10 protein-coding genes are annotated in these 16,519 nt (G+C 66.5%); 3 read left to right on the top strand and 7 right to left on the bottom strand.

Translation table 11 applies throughout. From position 1 onward, the window contains the following. Window positions 1-145: 145 nt before the first annotated feature. On the bottom strand, window positions 146-1,135 hold the full coding sequence (locus tag ACXAD2_RS07190; protein WP_475168684.1) for a response regulator: 990 nt from the start codon (window positions 1,133-1,135) through the stop codon (window positions 146-148). A 527-nt stretch (window positions 1,136-1,662) separates the two neighbouring features. Further along, window positions 1,663-4,386 carry a BapA prefix-like domain-containing protein gene (locus ACXAD2_RS07185; protein ID WP_475168683.1) on the bottom strand — a complete coding sequence of 908 codons (2,724 nt, stop codon included), beginning with the start codon at window positions 4,384-4,386 and terminating at the stop codon, window positions 1,663-1,665. A 487-nt stretch (window positions 4,387-4,873) separates the two neighbouring features. On the opposite strand from ACXAD2_RS07185, the gene ACXAD2_RS07180 reads away from it, so the two are divergent. The 3 genes from ACXAD2_RS07180 to ACXAD2_RS07170 all read left to right on the top strand — a co-directional run bounded on the left by ACXAD2_RS07180 (window position 4,874) and on the right by ACXAD2_RS07170 (window position 9,163). Further along, window positions 4,874-6,979 carry a hybrid sensor histidine kinase/response regulator gene (locus tag ACXAD2_RS07180; RefSeq protein WP_475168681.1) on the top strand — a complete coding sequence of 702 codons (2,106 nt, stop codon included), beginning with the start codon at window positions 4,874-4,876 and terminating at the stop codon, window positions 6,977-6,979. A gap of 129 nt (window positions 6,980-7,108) precedes the next feature. Then, window positions 7,109-7,750 (top strand): response regulator transcription factor, encoded by a 642-nt coding sequence (locus tag ACXAD2_RS07175; protein ID WP_475168679.1) that lies wholly within the window; start codon window positions 7,109-7,111, stop codon window positions 7,748-7,750. A 150-nt stretch (window positions 7,751-7,900) separates the two neighbouring features. Next, entirely contained in the window at window positions 7,901-9,163 is a 1,263-nt protein-coding gene (locus ACXAD2_RS07170) for a glycosyltransferase family protein (RefSeq protein WP_475168677.1), read from the top strand. A 155-nt stretch (window positions 9,164-9,318) separates the two neighbouring features. Here ACXAD2_RS07170 and ACXAD2_RS07165 read toward each other — a convergent pair whose 3' ends face one another. Genes ACXAD2_RS07165 through ACXAD2_RS07145 form a run of 5 tightly spaced genes read right to left on the bottom strand, consistent with a single transcriptional unit; the run spans window position 9,319 to window position 16,095 of the window. Next, entirely contained in the window at window positions 9,319-10,680 is a 1,362-nt protein-coding gene (locus ACXAD2_RS07165) for a BamA/TamA family outer membrane protein (RefSeq protein WP_475168674.1), read from the bottom strand. 14 nt (window positions 10,681-10,694) lie between these two features. Continuing rightward, window positions 10,695-11,867, bottom strand: a complete 1,173-nt coding sequence (locus tag ACXAD2_RS07160; protein ID WP_475168671.1) for an HlyD family type I secretion periplasmic adaptor subunit — start codon at window positions 11,865-11,867, stop codon at window positions 10,695-10,697. Beyond that, the gene (locus ACXAD2_RS07155) at window positions 11,867-13,999 is read right to left on the bottom strand and encodes a type I secretion system permease/ATPase (protein ID WP_475168669.1); all 2,133 of its coding nucleotides are present in this window, start codon (window positions 13,997-13,999) and stop codon (window positions 11,867-11,869) included. Before ACXAD2_RS07155 ends, ACXAD2_RS07160 begins: the two co-directional genes overlap by 1 nt. Before the next feature lie 33 nt (window positions 14,000-14,032). Continuing rightward, window positions 14,033-15,310 (bottom strand): TolC family protein, encoded by a 1,278-nt coding sequence (locus ACXAD2_RS07150; protein ID WP_475168668.1) that lies wholly within the window; start codon window positions 15,308-15,310, stop codon window positions 14,033-14,035. Further along, window positions 15,307-16,095 carry a hypothetical protein gene (locus ACXAD2_RS07145; protein ID WP_475168665.1) on the bottom strand — a complete coding sequence of 263 codons (789 nt, stop codon included), beginning with the start codon at window positions 16,093-16,095 and terminating at the stop codon, window positions 15,307-15,309. Before ACXAD2_RS07145 ends, ACXAD2_RS07150 begins: the two co-directional genes overlap by 4 nt. Window positions 16,096-16,519: the final 424 nt, after the last annotated feature.

The raw sequence follows: 16,519 nt of genomic DNA, 5'->3' as shown, positions 1-16,519 counted from the left end.
CGGAGCTTCAGGCGCCAAGCTCCATCTGCGGCCCTGTGACACAGCGCAGCACCATGGTTGCGCTGAAGACCTTGCCTGATCAACTCGGGGCTAAGACGAGACTCAAATCGCGGTCCTGCATCCTCACGCCTTTCAGCGCGACAAGCTAAATAGAGGATGCGTTGACCTGGGCGGCGACTGTTTCCAGCGGATAGCGAAAGCGACTATCTCGAGGTTCGTGCTGCACGCAGCGCGCTTTTAGCCGAGCGCGGACACGCAGGAGGGATTTTCTCACACGCTGCGTCTTGTTGGAAAACGGCGGTACGGGCGCTCCCACGGCCGCCGGCATTCGGCTGATATTTTGAGTTGGTTCGGTGAGCGGCAAGAGGCTGTTCAGATAGTCGCTGAGTCTGGCCTCCATACGATTGGGTGATGGCAGGTCTGAACTGCGCGCGATGCAGATAAAGGTACCGCTGCCCTCGTAGCTGGTGAGTAGCCGAGGCGCCTCGCTCGCGGAATGCAGACCTTGTGCGACTTGCTCCAAGAGTGCGGTCAGCTCTCCCGTGGTTGTATTGGCATATAGGCTTGCAAAGTCATGGATTTGCGCGCCAAAAATGCGGCTCCGCTGGATGTCCTTACGAGGCAACTGCGCCAAATAATTTCCGAGCGAAAATGAGTTGACTAACGCCTCGCTGGAGGGCAGCGCGATACTGTCTTTGTAGCCGAAAGGATGAGTGCCGCGCGGCGCCTGCAGATGCTGCGTTCCAACGCGAACGATCTCGGGTGCGGCGCGCAGGCGCTCGGCGACCCGCAGCCGACCGTTGAGCGAGCGGGCGCTGAGGTTCTTGAGGATGTAGTCATTGGCCCCGGCGGCAAATGCGGCCTCAATATCTCCGCCATCGGTGCGCGCTGTCAACATGATGATCGGGGTCGAAGCGTAGCGCGGAAGGGCGCGGATATGGCGGCAGAGTTCAATGCCATCCATTTCCGGCATCTCGATATCCAGCAGCAGGCAGTCAAATGCCAGTTCCGATCCATTCAGCAGACGAAGTGCTTCGCGGCCGCTGGCCGCGCTGTGGACCACCATGTCGCTCTCGAGCAGCAACGGCAGGAGATCTTGCATCAGGGGGCTGTCGTCAACAGCGAGTATGCGCATGGGTGATTCCTCATGATGGCAGTGGCTTGTGACGCGTTTGTTCGCACGTTCTTTGGCGTTGTCGGGCTTAGCCCTCGGTCAGAGCAGGGCTGCCAAGAGTCCGACCCAGGATAGCGAGCCGAGGCAGGCACCGGGCAAAAGCCACCATCCGGCACAGAAGCGCGAGTAAGTCTGGGACGGGTCGGCGCAGTCCTGTTCGGGGCGGGCGGACGATAGAGCGGGATTCTCGGCCTGCTCCTCCTTTGCCAATGTCGTGCTAAGAATGGCGGCCACTTGGGTCTCGACGCAGGCGTGTTCGAAACTCGCAACACGCTGCGCTGCCGGTGGCTTTGTGGCGGCTACTCGTTGCGACGCGCTGTTCGACTGGGATGTTAGTGCGGCGGCGGAGGTGAGGTGAGCGGGCATCAATTGGCACTCCTTGGTCACATGACGTCTGTGATGTATGTGTGGGAGTTAGGTGGCCTGCCCCGCCCGAAGGGGGGAAGGGGCAGCAGGGCAGGCCGTTTCAACTGGATCCGTGAGTGGGGTCAGCTGAAATCTTCGTCTGTTGGGCCGGAAAGTCCGTCGAGCAGGTCAGGACCGGAGGAGGGGCTATCCCCGTGATCCCCGGAGAAGCCGCCGAGCAGCGATCCACCGCCACCCAGCAAGCCGCCCACCGGGCCCTGGTCACCGAGCAGCGTCTCGCTGAGCCCGTCTTCAAGCCCGCCGCCAAGCAGGTCTCCGGCACTATCGCCGTCGCCTCCGAGCAGCCCGTCGAGCAGGTCGCCGAGCGGGTCCTCCTGCGGTGTGCCGCCGCCATCGGTCTCGCCCATGGTGCCGGTGGAGGTCAGCTCGCCGACCAGCCCGTTGGCCCCGGTGATGTCGCCAAGCGCGCCGTCATTGCCAATGAGTTCGCCGAGCAGGCCGTCCGAGCCAGTGATCTCGCCGAGCGCGCCCGAGTTGCCGGTGACGTCTCCGAGCAGCCCGCCATCGGCGATGATCCCATCGCTGAGGCCGATCTCGGGGGAGATCATGTCGTCGCCGAGCAGCGGCTGGCCAAAGAGCTCTTCGGTCAGGTCACTCAGCGGGCTATCAGGGCCGGCGATTTCGCCGAGCAGGCCGTCAGAGCCGGTGATCTCGCCGAGCGCGCCAGAGTTGCCGGTGATATCGCCGAGCAGCCCGCCATCCGCGATCAGCGGATCGACCAGACCCTGGCTGCCGCCGTCGCCGGGATCGCCGGGCGCGTCGCCCTCGCCGAGCAGGCCGGAGAGCAGCCCATCCTCGCCGATGATCCGGTCGAGCAGCTCGTCGGTCCCCGGGTCTTCCGACGGATCGTCGCCGCCGGCGTTACCGTCACCCAGCAGGCCAAATCCGGTCAGCTCGCCGACCAACCCGTCGGCCCCGGTGATGGCGCTGAGCGCGCCGTCGTTGCCGGCGATCGCGCCGAGCAGGCCGTCCGAGCCGGTGACCTCCCCAAGGGCGCCGTCGTTGCCGGTGATATCGCCGAGCAGCCCGCCGTCCGCGATCAGCGGATCAACCAGACCCTGGCTGCCGCCGTCACCGGGCTCTTCGCCCTCGCCGAGCAGGCTGGAGAGCAGCCCATCCTCGCCAATGACGCCGTCGAGCAGTTCGCCGGTACCCGGCTCCTCACCCGGATCGTCGCTGCCATAGCCTTCGCCGAGCAGTCCGGTTCCGGTCAGCTCGCCGACCAGACCGTCGGCCCCGGTGATGGCGCTGAGCGCACCGTCGTTGCCGGCGATCTCGCCAAGCAGGCCGTCCGAGCCGGTGACCTCGCCAAGCGCGCCAGAGTTACCGGTGATGTCCCCGAGCAGCCCGTCATCCGCAATCACGGCGTCGGCGAGCCCGGTTTCCCGGCTGATGCTGCCATCTCCGACCAGGGGCTGGCCGAAGAGTTGCTCGACGGTTTCGCTAAGCGGAGCCTCCGGGCCGGCGATGTCGCCGAGCAGCCCGTCAGAGCCGGTCACCTCGCCGAGCGCGCTTTCGTTCCCTGTCAGCCCGCCGAGTAGCCCGGCATCGGCAACCAGCGGGTCGAGCACGCCCTGCGTGGAAGCGCCGTCGGTGCCATCGGTAGGGTCGGTGCCATCCGTTCCATCAGTGGTATCCGTGCCATCGGTACCGTCGGTTGTGTCCGTCCCGTCGGTTCCGTCGGTGGTATCCGTGCCATCGGTGCCATCGGTTGTGTCCGTGCCATCGGTACCGTCGGTGGTATCCGTTCCATCGGTACCGTCGGTTGTGTCCGTGCCGTCGGTGCCGTCAGTTGTGTCCGTGCCATCGGTACCGTCGGTTGTGTCCGTCCCGTCGGTTCCGTCGGTGGTATCCGTGCCATCGGTGCCATCAGTGGGGTCCGTGCCATCGGTACCGTCGGTGGTATCCGTTCCATCGGTACCGTCGGTTGTGTCCGTGCCGTCGGTTCCGTCGGTGGTATCCGTGCCATCGGTGCCATCAGTGGGGTCCGTGCCATCGGTACCGTCGGTGGTATCCGTGCCGTCGGTTCCGTCGGTGGTGTCCGTCCCGTCGGTGCCGTCAGTTGTGTCCGTGCCATCGGTGCCGTCAGTTGTATCCGTGACATCGGTACCGTCGGTTGTGTCCGTGCCGTCGGTTCCGTCGGTGGTATCCGTGCCGTCGGTTCCGTCGGTGGTGTCCGTCCCGTCGGTGCCGTCAGTTGTGTCCGTGCCATCGGTGCCGTCAGTTGTATCCGTGACATCGGTACCGTCGGTTGTGTCCGTGCCGTCGGTTCCGTCGGTGGTATCCGTGCCATCGGTTCCGTCGGTGGTGTCCGTCCCGTCGGTGCCGTCAGTTGTGTCCGTGCCATCGGTGCCGTCGGTTGTATCCGTGCCATCGGTACCGTCGGTGGTATCCGTCCCGTCGGTTCCGTCGGTTGTGTCCGTACCGTCAGTTCCGTCGGTGCTGTCGCTCCGCGAGCTGCTGCCTCCGCCGCCGCCGGACAGGGCAAGCCCCAGGCCGGCGATGCCGGCTGCTGCCAGTGCCGCCTGCTCCTCCATGTTCATGCCGAGGCCGGCGGCCTCGTCGAGCTCACCCTCAACTCCGGCTTCGGTGGAATCGCCGAGAATCAGGCTGTGCAGGGAGTCGTTCTCCGCAGGGGTATAGAAATCCTTGATGATCACCCGGTCGCCGTTCTTCAGATCGACGATCAGCGTCTTGCCCTGACGACCATAGCGCGCAATGTCTTCGGAGACCGCGTCGATGCGAATGCCGATTTCCGGACCTGCCTGAATAACCGTGTCAGCCATCTCTAAACCCCTTCGATAGCCTCGCGTGACCTGCCGCGAGGAAACTTAGATGAATTACATTAATTAGTATGTAGCAAAACATACTAAAGATTAGTTCGTCAACATCCCTTTGGGTGGGTCTCGAAATTTCCGGCATTGCCCTCCGATGCCGCGGGTAATTTGCAAATCAGGGGCGGATTGACGGCAGTTGTGGAAACAAATCGCGCGGGAATAGCGGAAATTCCTTGGGTTTTTGGCAGGCGCGAGCGCTTGGCGCCGCGGGTTGAGGGGATTTGGCCGGGTTACGCGCAGTGGCATTCGCGCCCGATCCATCGCATCGCCCGGGTGTAGGCGCTAAGTGAACATACTAAAGTATGTGGTCAATTTGCGCTGCCGCAAATCTTTTGCGCCCGGTGGGAGCCTTTTCGGCAGTCCGCGCCTATACTTGGGCTCCGCAGCTGCCGGAAGATGATAGCGATGACCGGCCGTGGCAGGGAGGACAGGATGCATGGCTGATAAAATCCGCAAGACCGCCAGTAGCGACGAGGATCTCTCGGTCTACCGTCCCGTGGTGCAGGTCATCGCGCGGCTGATCGCAACTGATCGGAGAGCGGCGCTGCTTGCCAGCGAAACGGGGAACATCCTACTTGCCAATGCTCCTGCCAAGGCGCTGGGGCTCGGGTCCGCGCCGCTGCAGCAGGTGTTCGGCGGTCAGGGCCCTCTCGCGCTAGAGGGGGAGTGGCCCGACATGATGGCACGGGCGCGGCGCGCTGGTAGCGTCCGGGTCTGTGCGAACCGCGGCGGACAGCCTTTGGAGGGTGAGCTGGTGGCGCTGCCGGTGGGACCGGCCACCGGATTCTTTCTGCGCCTGTCGGACTCCGAGGATGAGGCGACATGGCTGCGCAACCGGGCGCGAGCGGCGACCCTGCTACGGGTTGCGCATGACCTGCGGACCCCGATCCAATCGTTGCTGGCGTCGGCGGAAGGGCTGATCGCTGGCGATGCCCCCGAGCCTGGGGCGCTGGCGCGCCTGCGCCGAGCTGCCGATCTGTCGCTGCAGCACGTCAGCAACGTGCTCTCGGTGCTGCGCGGCGAACAGAGCTTCAGCGGTTTACAGCCGGACACGGCGTTTTCGGCGGCGCAGGAGCTTGATGCGCTGATCGCGGTGCTGCACCCGGTGGCCACCGCGCGCGGTGCCGAGATCCGCCTGAGCAGCAGGGTCTCGGGGCCCGAGCCGCTGGTCGGCCCGGTGCGCTTCGTGCGCGCGCTGTTTCAGAACATGCTCGACAATGCGGTGAAATACGGTGGCCCCGAGATCGAGGTGACCTTCCGGCAGGCACCGCTGCCCGCCGCGCCGGAGGGGTCAGGGCAGGGCGCGGATGCGCCGTTACAGGAGGTGCTGCTGGAGGTGCGCGACCTTGGCGGCGGTCTGCCGCAGGCGCAGCGCGACCGGCTTGAAGCGGCGCTCGGGCTTGCCGCTGAGCGCGGCGGTATCGCGCCGGAGGAGGGCACTGCGAAACCGGTGGAGGGTCGGACATCGAGCCGGCCATCAGGTGGGCTCGACGTGCTGGCGCATGCGTTGCTGCAGCTTGGCGGGAAGCTCGAGGTCGAGGACCGCCTGGCCTCTGGTGTGGCGGGCGGGGGCGCGGCGGGTAAGGGCGCGGCGGGGGTGATCGGAACGGTGCTGCGGGCGCGTTTCAGCCTGCCCGCCGATACGGCGGCTGCGGCGGATTCGGTGCCGCCCGCGCCGCGCCCCGCCGCGGCGGACCCGCGGTTGCAGGGCGCGCGCATCCTGCTGGTCGAGGACAGCCCCGCGAGCCGCACCTGGCTGTGCCAGGTGCTGCGCAATGCCGGGGCCGAGGTCACAGCGGCGGGCAGCGGTCCCGAAGCGCTCGGGCTGCTGGCAGAGGAGGGTGCGGACCGCATCGAGCTCGTGCTGTCGGATGTCACCCTGCCCGGGATGCATGGCGTCGAGCTGGCGCGGCGCATCCGGGTGCGGTCGGGGCCCGGCATCGTGCCCGGCGCGCCGCGCATTGTCGGGCTGACCGCCCATGCCGACGACCGGATCCGCGCCGCCTGTCTCAAGGCGGGCATGGTCACGGTGCTGGAAAAACCGATCCGCCCCGGTGAACTTTGCACCGCGCTTGGCGCGCTGCGCGCGGCGCAGCCCTCCGGGCCGGATCCTCAGGAGGCGACAAGGGCACCCAAGCGGGCACCTACGCCTTCCATGACGCCCGCAGCCACTCCGGCACCGACGCATGCACCCCGGCGCGGGGCACCCGCCGGCAGCGACCCGCTGCTTGATGCCGATGTGGTCGCCGAGCTCGAAAGCGAGCTTGGCCGCGACCGGGCACTGGCCTTTATGACGCGCGCGCTTGCCGAGGCCGAGCAGGCGCTGGTCGCGGTGCGCGCCGGTGTCGGCGAGACCACGGCTTGCACGCTCCACGCCGCAACCGGCGCCTGCGGGCTGACCGGCCTCGCGCTGGTAGAGCGGCGCCTGCGCGCGCTCGAGGATGCGGTGAAGGCGGGCGCGGGGGATCTGACCGCTGATCTCGGAGCGCTGGAAGCGGCGGTGCAGGGCACCGGCGCGCGGCTGCGCGGCGAGGCTGGCTGAGCCTGCCCGCGCTGGCCTGCCCGCCGCCGCTGGCGGATCGCGGCAGAGCTTGTCATATTGATGCACGATACGCGTTGGCAGTGGGGAAGGGCTGATCGCGGAACCCGTGCAGGAAGAGAAAGTAAAAGCATGACCAGCAAGACTGCGGAGCAGGTTCGCATCCTCATCGCCGATGACCACGCCATGGTCCTCGAGATGTTCGCCCAGTTCATCGAGAACCTCGACGACGTGAGCGCCTCGACCGCGCCCGACCTCGAACAGGCGCTGGCAGCGGTCGACCGTGACGGGCCCTACGATCTGATCCTGCTTGATCTGAACATGCCGGGGATGAACGGGCTCGAGGGGCTGGCAAAGGCGATCGATCGCAATGACGGCAAGCCAGTGGCGCTACTGACCAGCAATCCGCCGGCGCATCTGGTGCCCGAAGTGCTGGCGATGAACGGCGCTGGGTTCGTGCTGAAGACCACCTCGCTCAAGGCGTTCTCCAACGAGATCCGCTTCATGGCGGCGGGCGGGCGCTACATCCCCGTGGAACTGATCGAGCGCCAGCGCGTGACCCCGCGCGAGCCGCGCGCGACGGCGCATCTGTCCGAGCGCGAAGCGGATGTGCTGGCAGAGCTGGCCGAAGGCAAGTCAAACCGCGACATCGGTGCCGCACTGGGGCTCAAAGAGGCGACGGTGAAGATGCACGTGAAGTCGATCTGCTCGAAGCTCGAGGCGAGCAACCGCACGCAGGCGGTCATCGTCGCCCGCGACATGAACCTGATCTGACCGCATGCTGACCTGACCCGAAGGCGGAGCGTGGCGGATCTGCCGCAATTGCAGCACTCCTCTCCAAAGTATGTATCGCTCTGGTGTGTAGTCTCCTAACTTCGGCTCGCGTCCCCGCTGTGCCGGGGCCATGCGGCAAGGGGGGAGTGCATGCAAAAGCCGGTCATCGTGTTCGCCGGGGCGGTCTATCCGGGGCAGTTCGGGCAGCTGTGCGACTACCTACGCCAGGCCAAGCTGGCCGAGACCTATTTCCTCACCACCCCCGGCCACCGCGCTCGCAACACCGAGCGGGGCGAGCACATCCTGGCGTTCAAGCCCGACGGGCCGGTGGTCGGACCGCAAAGCTACTATTACACCGCCAAGCTCGAGCGTTCGGCACGGATCGGGCGAGGGCTGCTGCGCGCGGTGCAGCAATTCGAGCAAAAGAAGAAGATCGACGTGATCGTCGCGCATTCGCTCTGGGGGGCGCCGCATTTTCTCTATGGCGAAACCGGGGCGGCAATCGTCAGCTACATCGAATTCCCGAGCTACCGCGCCCACGGCTGGAGCTCCGACTACCCGCCCGACCAGTCGCAGCGCATGGGCGACAAGAACCTCGAGATGCTGAACTTCCACCAGGCGCTGCGCAGCGATCTGGTGATCTGCCCCAGCCACCACGCCAAGCAGATGTTTCCCGCGGCATTGCAGGGCAATATCGAGGTGCAGCTCGAGGGCTTCGCTTTCGAGGATCGGCCCACCAGCGCCTCTGACACCGAGGGCAGGGCGCGGCCCTTCACCATCGGCTTCTCGGCGCGGGATCTGTCGAGCTCGAAAGGGTTCGAGGTCTTCGTGCGGCTGGTCGACAAGCTCGCTGCGCGCGGCCTGCTAGCTGAGTTCGTCGCGCTTGGCGGTGCCGAGGGCAGCACCTACGGCTACGAGCAACAATGGGTGGAACGGAAATACGGCGGCGCGGTCGCCAGCTTCCGCGATCACCTGATGAAGCTCTATCCGCGCGCCGCTGAGGTGATCCGCTTTCCGGGCAAGCTGCCCTACGAGGAATTCGCGCAGCAGCTCGCGGGGATCGACCTCTTCCTCTATCCGCTGCAGTTCGGTGTCGCCAACTGGGGGCTGGTCGAGATCCTCGGCCGCGGCGGCTGCGTGCTGGCGCCGAACCGGGGCTATGCCGCCGAGCTGATTCTCGATGACATCAACGGCCGGCTGCTGCCCGACGACGACGATGCCTGGATCGCCGAGATCGAGGCGGTGGCCGGTGATCCGGCGCGGCGTCTGCGCTATGGCCAGAAGGCGCGCTACCTGGCGCGGCTGCACTACAGCCTGCCTGCGGTGGCGCCGCGCTACATGGGGCTGTTCCGGCAGGCCATGGATCGTCGCGACGCCCGCGCCGCGGCCGACGGCGGCCCGGCAGGTCGCTGAAAAGGGCTCGAGAGCGGGGGGCTCGATCTGCCCCTCGGCCCCCGAGGCCCCCGACGCGATCCGTGTTTGCCAGCCGAGCGAAAGAGCCCGCACCTTGCCGCGCTGTCCGCTCGACCCGTCCTTGCCAAGCGCGGTCCTGCGCGGCCTTCCGGCGCTCAGAAACGGGCGCTGAAGGACAGGCCGAAGGCTTGGGTCTCGTCGCCGGATTGCTTGCGCAGCGGTTTCGCGAGGTAGAGCGAGACAGGGATTTCGGCGACGTCGAAGGTCAGCGAGAGCCCCGAGCTGCTGCGCATGTGGCGCGAGTTGTCGATCTGCCCGTCCAGCGTGTTATCAAGCCCCCAGGCCGCGCCGGTATCGAGGAACACCCCGCCGCGCAGTGGCAGCGACAGCACCGTGCCGAAGTCATGCTGCAGCTCGAAGGAGGCGACGAAATACTTGTTGCCGCCCAGCATATCGTCGCCGTCGCGCGGACCGATACCGCGCGGCGCGAAGCCGCGGAAGGTGTCGGCACCGGGGAAGAAGCGGTCGGTGGCGCGGGTGTCGTTGCCGTGCAGCCCGGTGACGCTGCCGCCGCGCAGCGTGGTCAGGAGCCTCAGCTCGGGCGCCAGCGGCGAGCGCGCGCGCAGCTCGACGCGGCTGTCCGAGAGCGCGTCATCGCTGCCCAGGTTCCAGAAATACTGCTGCAGTTCGATGGAATAGGCCGGGCGGGCCCAATCCTCGCCGAACACCAACTCGGCGCTGGCCCCGAAAGTCAGCGCGAGCCGCGTGTAGGGCGCCGAGATGCCATCGGTCTTTTCGCGCTGCAGCAGCAGGCTGGCATCGTCTTCGACCTCGTACATGCGGTAGTCGCGCCAGCCGAGCCCGGCCTCAAGCCGGAAATCCTCGGTGGGCGTCCAGGCAAGGTAGGGCTCGATGCGGAAGCCGCCATCGGAGTAGCTGCGGTCGTCATAGTCGGTCTCGCGCCAGATCGTGTCGAGTCCGAGATCGAGCGTGTCGCCAAAGGCGTCGGCGCCGTAGAGATGGCCCTGCAGCTCGCGGACCTGCCGGTTGAAGGACAGATGCGCCGAGCCGAAGGTGCCGGGCAGCAGGTCGTATTGCTCGTAGGAGGCCTCGGCCAGGAAGCCATCCTGCGTGATGTAGGACAGCGCGCCCTCGAGCCGTCCCGGGCGGGTGTCGATCTCGGTCACGTCGATGAACAGCGTGTCGCCCTCGCCGCGCAGCTGCACGCGCTCGAACACGCCGGTGAGCATCAGGCAGTCCTGGATGGCGCGCAGGTCGAACTCGGCGTAATTGACGCCGGGCCGGGCGTCGCAGGTGGCGCGGATGTCATCCTCGGGGACGAAGCGGGCGCCGCGCACCTCGACCTCGCGGTACACCTTTGCCGCGCCGGGGGCGGCAAGGGCCAGCAGTCCGAGCGCCAGCGTCGCGGCACCGGCCGCCATCGCGATCCGGCGCGAGGTCGGGGGTTCCGGCGGGCGGGGCGCGCGCAGCACGCGGACATGCGAATAGGTCGTCACAGCAGGCATTCCTGTCAGCGCAGCCGCGCGTTCAACAGCGGACGGGTCAGATAGCTGAGCACGGAGCGGTCGCCACTTTCGATGTCGACCTGCGCCACCATGCCGGGACGAATGTGAAATTTCTCGCCGTAGCGTTCGAGGTAGTTCTGCTCAGTTCCGACCATGACCCTGTAGAAATCCTGCGGCCCCTGTTTGGTTTCTTCTTCCACCGTATCTTCGGAGATTTGCATTACAGTGCCACGCAAATCGCCGTAGGTCGAGAAGTCATAGGCGGTGATCTTCACGCTGGCGGCCATCCCCGGCGCGACAAAGGCGACGTCGCGGGGCAGAACCTTGGTTTCGATCACCAGCTGGTCGTCGATCGGGGTGATCTCCATGATCGGCTCGCCGGGTTGCACGACCCCGCCCAGCGTGGTGATGGCGATATTGTTGACCCGGCCCTCGACCGGAGAGCGCACATCGGTGCGCTGCAGCTCGTCGCGCTTCTGCACCACCTCTTCCTGCAGCGTCGCCAGCTTGGCGCGGCGCTGCGCCAGGTCCTTGTAGGCGTCCTGCACATAGGCGTTGCGGGCCTCGCCGATGCGGCCGTCAAGCTCGGCCTTCTTCTGCTGCAGCTGCAGCAGGTCGATGCGGCTGACCGAGCCGCGCTCGGCGAGCGGCGCGGTGATGGCGATTTGCTCCTGGATGGCGCTGCGTTCGCTTTCCAGCGCGGTGAGCGAGGCTTCGAGCTTGGTGCGGCGCGCGGTGAACAGCCGCAGCTCGGTGCGCTCGGCCTCGTTCGGGGTGTCGCCGAACGCCAACTCGGGGTGTTCGAGCACCTCGGCCTCGAGCCGGGCGACCTCGGCGGTGAGCGCGGTGATCTGCGACTGCGCCGCCATGAAGGCGGATTGCGAGCGGGTCGGATCGAGCTGGGCCAGCACCTGCCCCTGCTGCACGATGTCGCCCTCGCGCACCTTGAGCTCGGAGAGGATGCCGCCCTCGAGGCTCTGGATGGTCTGCATGCGCCGCGCCGGGATCACCCGGCCATCGCCGCGCGTGACCTCGTTGACCTGGGCGACCGCCGCCCAGCCGATCGCGGCCATCAGGCTGAGCACGACGACCTGGATTGTGAGCCGCGACTTAGCGAGCGTCTGGCGGCGGAAGCTGCCGTCGACATGGCTTGGGTCGAAATACTCGGGCGTGCTCATCAGACGGCCTTCACCTTGGCGTTCTGCACCGTGCGGGCGCGGGCGGCGTTGAGGATCTGCACCAGATCTCCGTCGCGCGCGACCTTGCCGTCCTTCAGCACCAGCGTGCGCTGGGTCAGCGCCAGCAGCTCGCGCTTGTGGGTCGAGATGATGACGGTGCGGCCCTCGAGCCAGGTCTTGAGGTGGGCGATCACCCGGGCCTCGGTGATGTGGTCAAGCGCAGCGGTCGGCTCATCGAGCAGCACCACGCGCGGATCCTGCAGCAGCACCCGGGCCAGGCCGATGGACTGCCGCTGCCCGCCCGAGACATTGCCATTGCCGCTGAGCTGCAGGTCGAGCCCGCGCACATGCCGCCGCACGAAGCTGCCGAGCCCGACCGCATCCAGTGCCGCCAGCAGATCGTCATCGCTGTGCAGCCCGTGGTCGAGCAGCAGGTTGTCGCGCAGCGTGCCCTGGAACAGCGCCACGGACTGCGGCAGGTAGCCGATCTGGCGGCGGCGGTCGAGTGGGTCGATCTGGCCAAGCGCGAGGTCGTCGAGCAGGATGCTGCCCTGCTGGGCGTCGACATAGCCGGCCATCAGCCGCAGGAAGGTGGATTTGCCCGCGCCGTTGCCGCCGAGCAGCGCGATGCGCTCGCCCGCCTTGATGCGCAAGTCGGGGATCTGCAGAATCGGCGGGGCGGCGGGGTCGTGGCGAAACGCGAGATCCTCGACGCGGTAGCTTCCGGTCAGATCGGTGGCGCGCACGAAATGGCGGTCCTCCGGGCGCTCGACCGGCAGCGCCATGATGCGGTCGAGCCCTTCGAGCGCCGCGCGCACCTGCTGCCAGCGCGCCAGCAGCCCGGAGACCTGGCTCATCGGGGTCAGGGTGCGGCTCGAGAGCATGGTGCAGGCGATCAGGCTGCCGACGGTGAGCTCGCCGGCGCTGATCAGGTAGACGCCGCAGATGATGACCCCGGCATAGGCGAATTTCTGAACCCCGCCGACCAGCTGGGTCATCAGCGTGGTCAGCCGCCGGGTGCGCACCGCGGTGTTGGCCATGGTCGCCGAGAGCTGGGAATGCGCGCGCTGCAGCCGGGTCTCGGCGCGTGCGGCCTTGACCGTCTCGAGGTTCGAGATTGTTTCCAGCAGCAGCCCGTTCAGCGCCGCCGCCTCGCGGGTGTTCTCGCGCGAGGCCCGCGCGAGGCGCGACTGCATGAGCAGCCCAGGCACCACGGTCAGCACCACGCCGGCCATGGTCACAAGCGCGATCGGGCCGCCGATGAACCAGATCACCGCGATGAAGATCAACACAAAGGGAATGTCGCATAGCGCGGTGACCGTGCCTGAGGTGAAGAATTCACGCACCGTCGCAAAGTCACGCACTTGGTTGGCGAAGACCCCGGTCGAGGCCGGCTGATGTGCCAGCCGCATGTTGGCAACCTTGTTGAACAGCCTGGCAGAAAGCTGCAGGTCGAGGTCACGCCCGGAAATGTCCACCAGCGCAGCACGGGTGATCCGCAGCACGAGCTCAAGGAGGATCGCTAACGCGACACCCGAGGCGAGGATCCAGAGCGTGTCGAAGGCGTTGCTGGGCACCACCCGGTCATAGACCTGCATCGAGAAAAGCGCAGTGGCGATGGCCAGCAGGTTGGCGGCAAAAGATGCGATTACGACGTCGCGATAGACCCACCAGTTGCGCAGCACCGGACCGAAAATCCAGTGGCGCCGGTCGGGGCTCTCTTCATCGAGCCGGTCCGAGGTGATGTCGATCGGCTTCGACACAAGCACCCGGCCGTCATGCAACGTCTCGAGTTCGCGCCGGCCCCAGATCGCACGGCCGCCGTCGGCCTCGGGCAGCACCACCGTGGCGCTGACCTTGCTCAGCTTCTCGAGCACTACGGTGCGACCGCAGCGCAGGAACAGCAGGATCGGCAGGCTGTGCGCTGGGAAAGAGGACAGCGGTTCGCGGCTGGTCCGGCAGCTCATGTTGACCCGGCGCAGCGCCGCGGCTGCGGTCTCCATTGAGATGCTGCCATCCTTAGGCATTGGCAGCCCATCGGTCAGCCGTACCGCGGAAGTCGATACCCCCTGGCTGCGGCATAGCTCGATGAGCCCTGCGACAAGCGGGTCTGTCTGCGCTGGGTCGGTCATATGGCTTCTCCGAAACTCGTCAATCAGGTCACATCACTGGGTTCGGGTGGCTTCAAGGATCAGCGTGCCCAGGACTCCCAGGTCATGCGCTGCCTCATATTCGGTTCGCTTGCGGTCTTCGTAGGTCTCGACCTGGTCGATCTGCGCATCGTAAAGGTCGCGTCCGGTGGTCAGCACGTCGATCAGGTCGCGCTGACCGGCGGTGAACTGTTCCTCGTAGGTGTCGAGCACGCGGCGCAATTCCTCGAGCTGCGTGGCGCGGGCGGCTTCGGTAGCGCTGAGCGCGCGCAGTTGCTGGAGCGAGGTCAGCGCGACGTTGGTAAGCTGACGCTCGACGCCCTGAAGATTGAATTTTGCCGCCTCGAAATCGCGCTGCGAGATCTGGATGCTGCGCCCGCCGATGTTCGATGCATTCAGGTCTACCCCGGCGGCGATGCCAAGCGCCGTGCGGGTGCGCCCGCCGTTGAGATCGGTGCGCCCCTCGGCCTGCAGGCTGATCGTAGGCAGCCGCGCAGCCTTGGTGCGCTGAACCTCGGCTTCGGCCTCGGCGGCGCGCGCCTGGCTCGACAGGTATTCCGGCGCGATCTGCACCGCTTGCGCGATCTGCGCGCCGCTGCCGTAGCGGCCGGAATAGCCGAGCATCGGCGGCGGCACCACGCCGCCGGGGTCGCGCCCGGTCAGGAAGGCGATCTGCGACAGGCTCAGGGCGCGGTCCGAGCGCAGCGTGGCCATGCGGTCCTCGGCGCGGGCGATTTCGAGCCGGGCCCGGGCCACCTCGCCATTGTCGCCGAGCCCGGCGCGGGCGCGATCCTCGGCCTGCTGCGCAAGCCGGCCGGCATAGCTGGCATACTCCTGGGTCAGCGCGATCTTGCGGTCGGCGATCTCGACATCGAGGAACGCCTCGGCGACGTCGAGGGTCAGCGCCTCGACCGCCATCTTCAGGTCCGAGACAGCCCGCACCCGGGCCTGCGTCGCGGATTTGATCTGGCTGCGGATCATCCCCCAGTCATAGAGCACCTGCGAGATGGTCAGGGTGATCCCGGGGCCGTTGGCATCGGTGGTATTGCTGTCCGCCGACACGTTGACGCTGGGATAATAGGCATCGCGCGCGGCCTGGATCCCGAGCGTGCGGCTGGCCACCTGTTGGCGCTTGGCGGTGACCGTCGGGTCAAGCTCGGTCGCCAGCCCAAGCGCCTGCGTCAGGCTCATCTGCGCCGCGAGCGGGGCAGGCGCCAGGCAGAGCGCCAGCGCTGCGGCGGCGCCGGTACGGCTGAGAAGCCCGCGAATGCCGGGGAGTCGGGGTCGTATCATAGGTCGCTTTCGATGGGGGTGTCTGGGAGGAGGTCGTCAAAGGCCAGCGGGCTGAGCGCGGTGGGGGCGTCATCGGTGCTCGCAAGCAGCAGCGGGCCGCCGACCGCGCTTTCGGTGCCGGGCGACACGAGCGCTCCGAGCGCGTGATCCAGAGTGTCTTCGGGGTCCGTGTCGATGCCGAGCAGCGCGATGATCTCGGCATCGTTCAGCTCTGCGCCATCGCTGAAAGCGGCATCGGCAAACGCCTCGTCGAATGCTTCGTCCTGGTGGTCGAGCGGGGCGGCCTCGGCGGCAGAGCTTGAATTTGACCCCTCGCCAGTCGAAAGCAGCGACAGGCCGCCAAGGCCGCTGGCAAGCCCGCCGGCAAGCCCAAGACCGCCGGGCAGACCGCCCGGGCCCGTGTCAGCGCCACCCTCGGGCGCAGCACCGCTTTCGGCGGCGAAGGACAGCGACGGCGCTGCCTCGGCATCGGCGCGCGCTAGCGGCGGCGACGCCGGAGAGGAAACAGCAGAAGAATCAGCGGCGCCCTCGAACCGGAATGTCAGGGCCTCGGCGTCGGGCTCCGGCACCAGGAGCCCCGATACGAGCTCTGCGCCATCGCTGGAAACAACCGTGCTGAATTCCCCGTCGGGGCCCGCAACAAAGAAGTTGCCGAGATGAAGATTACGACCGTCCGTGAAAGATATTTCCAGATCAGGGCCAATTTTCCGAAATCCAGCAACACCGGATTGCGCCTCGAAAAGGCGAACCTCCGAGATTTCGTTCAGCGCAAGATGCGACGTCACGACCTTTGATGCCCCGGGCTCTCCGGACAAATGTCCAGACAAGGGGCGCGAAATTAACTCTATTGCCATACCAATCACTCCTCACCGAATGGACGGCAGTGTCTTGCCCCACATGCTCCTCTTAAGAATGCAGCCCAACGGCGCACACAAACACAGACTTTCGCAATTTCGTACTCTCCGGGAAGGGTCGTGAAGCGCTACCCGATCACGAAACATGTATCTGATTTAGATCTATATTTTTGCCGCAATCAACCCACAGGTGCAATAATTTTTTCATCGCCGCGTGGGATATGCGAAGCAGTCACAGGTACCGGTTTTCGCCACCTACATGCAAGTATCACGGGGAATTTGGTCTGAAATTGGGCGGGCGGCCCAATAAATTTCGCGCGCCGAAACATATTTGCGCTAACGGCGTGGCGCAGGG

The organism is Salipiger sp. ABN3_019, assembly GCF_056158605.1.
The sequence above is the reverse complement of the archived record's forward strand: the minus strand, read 5'-3'. Positions and strand labels throughout refer to the sequence as shown.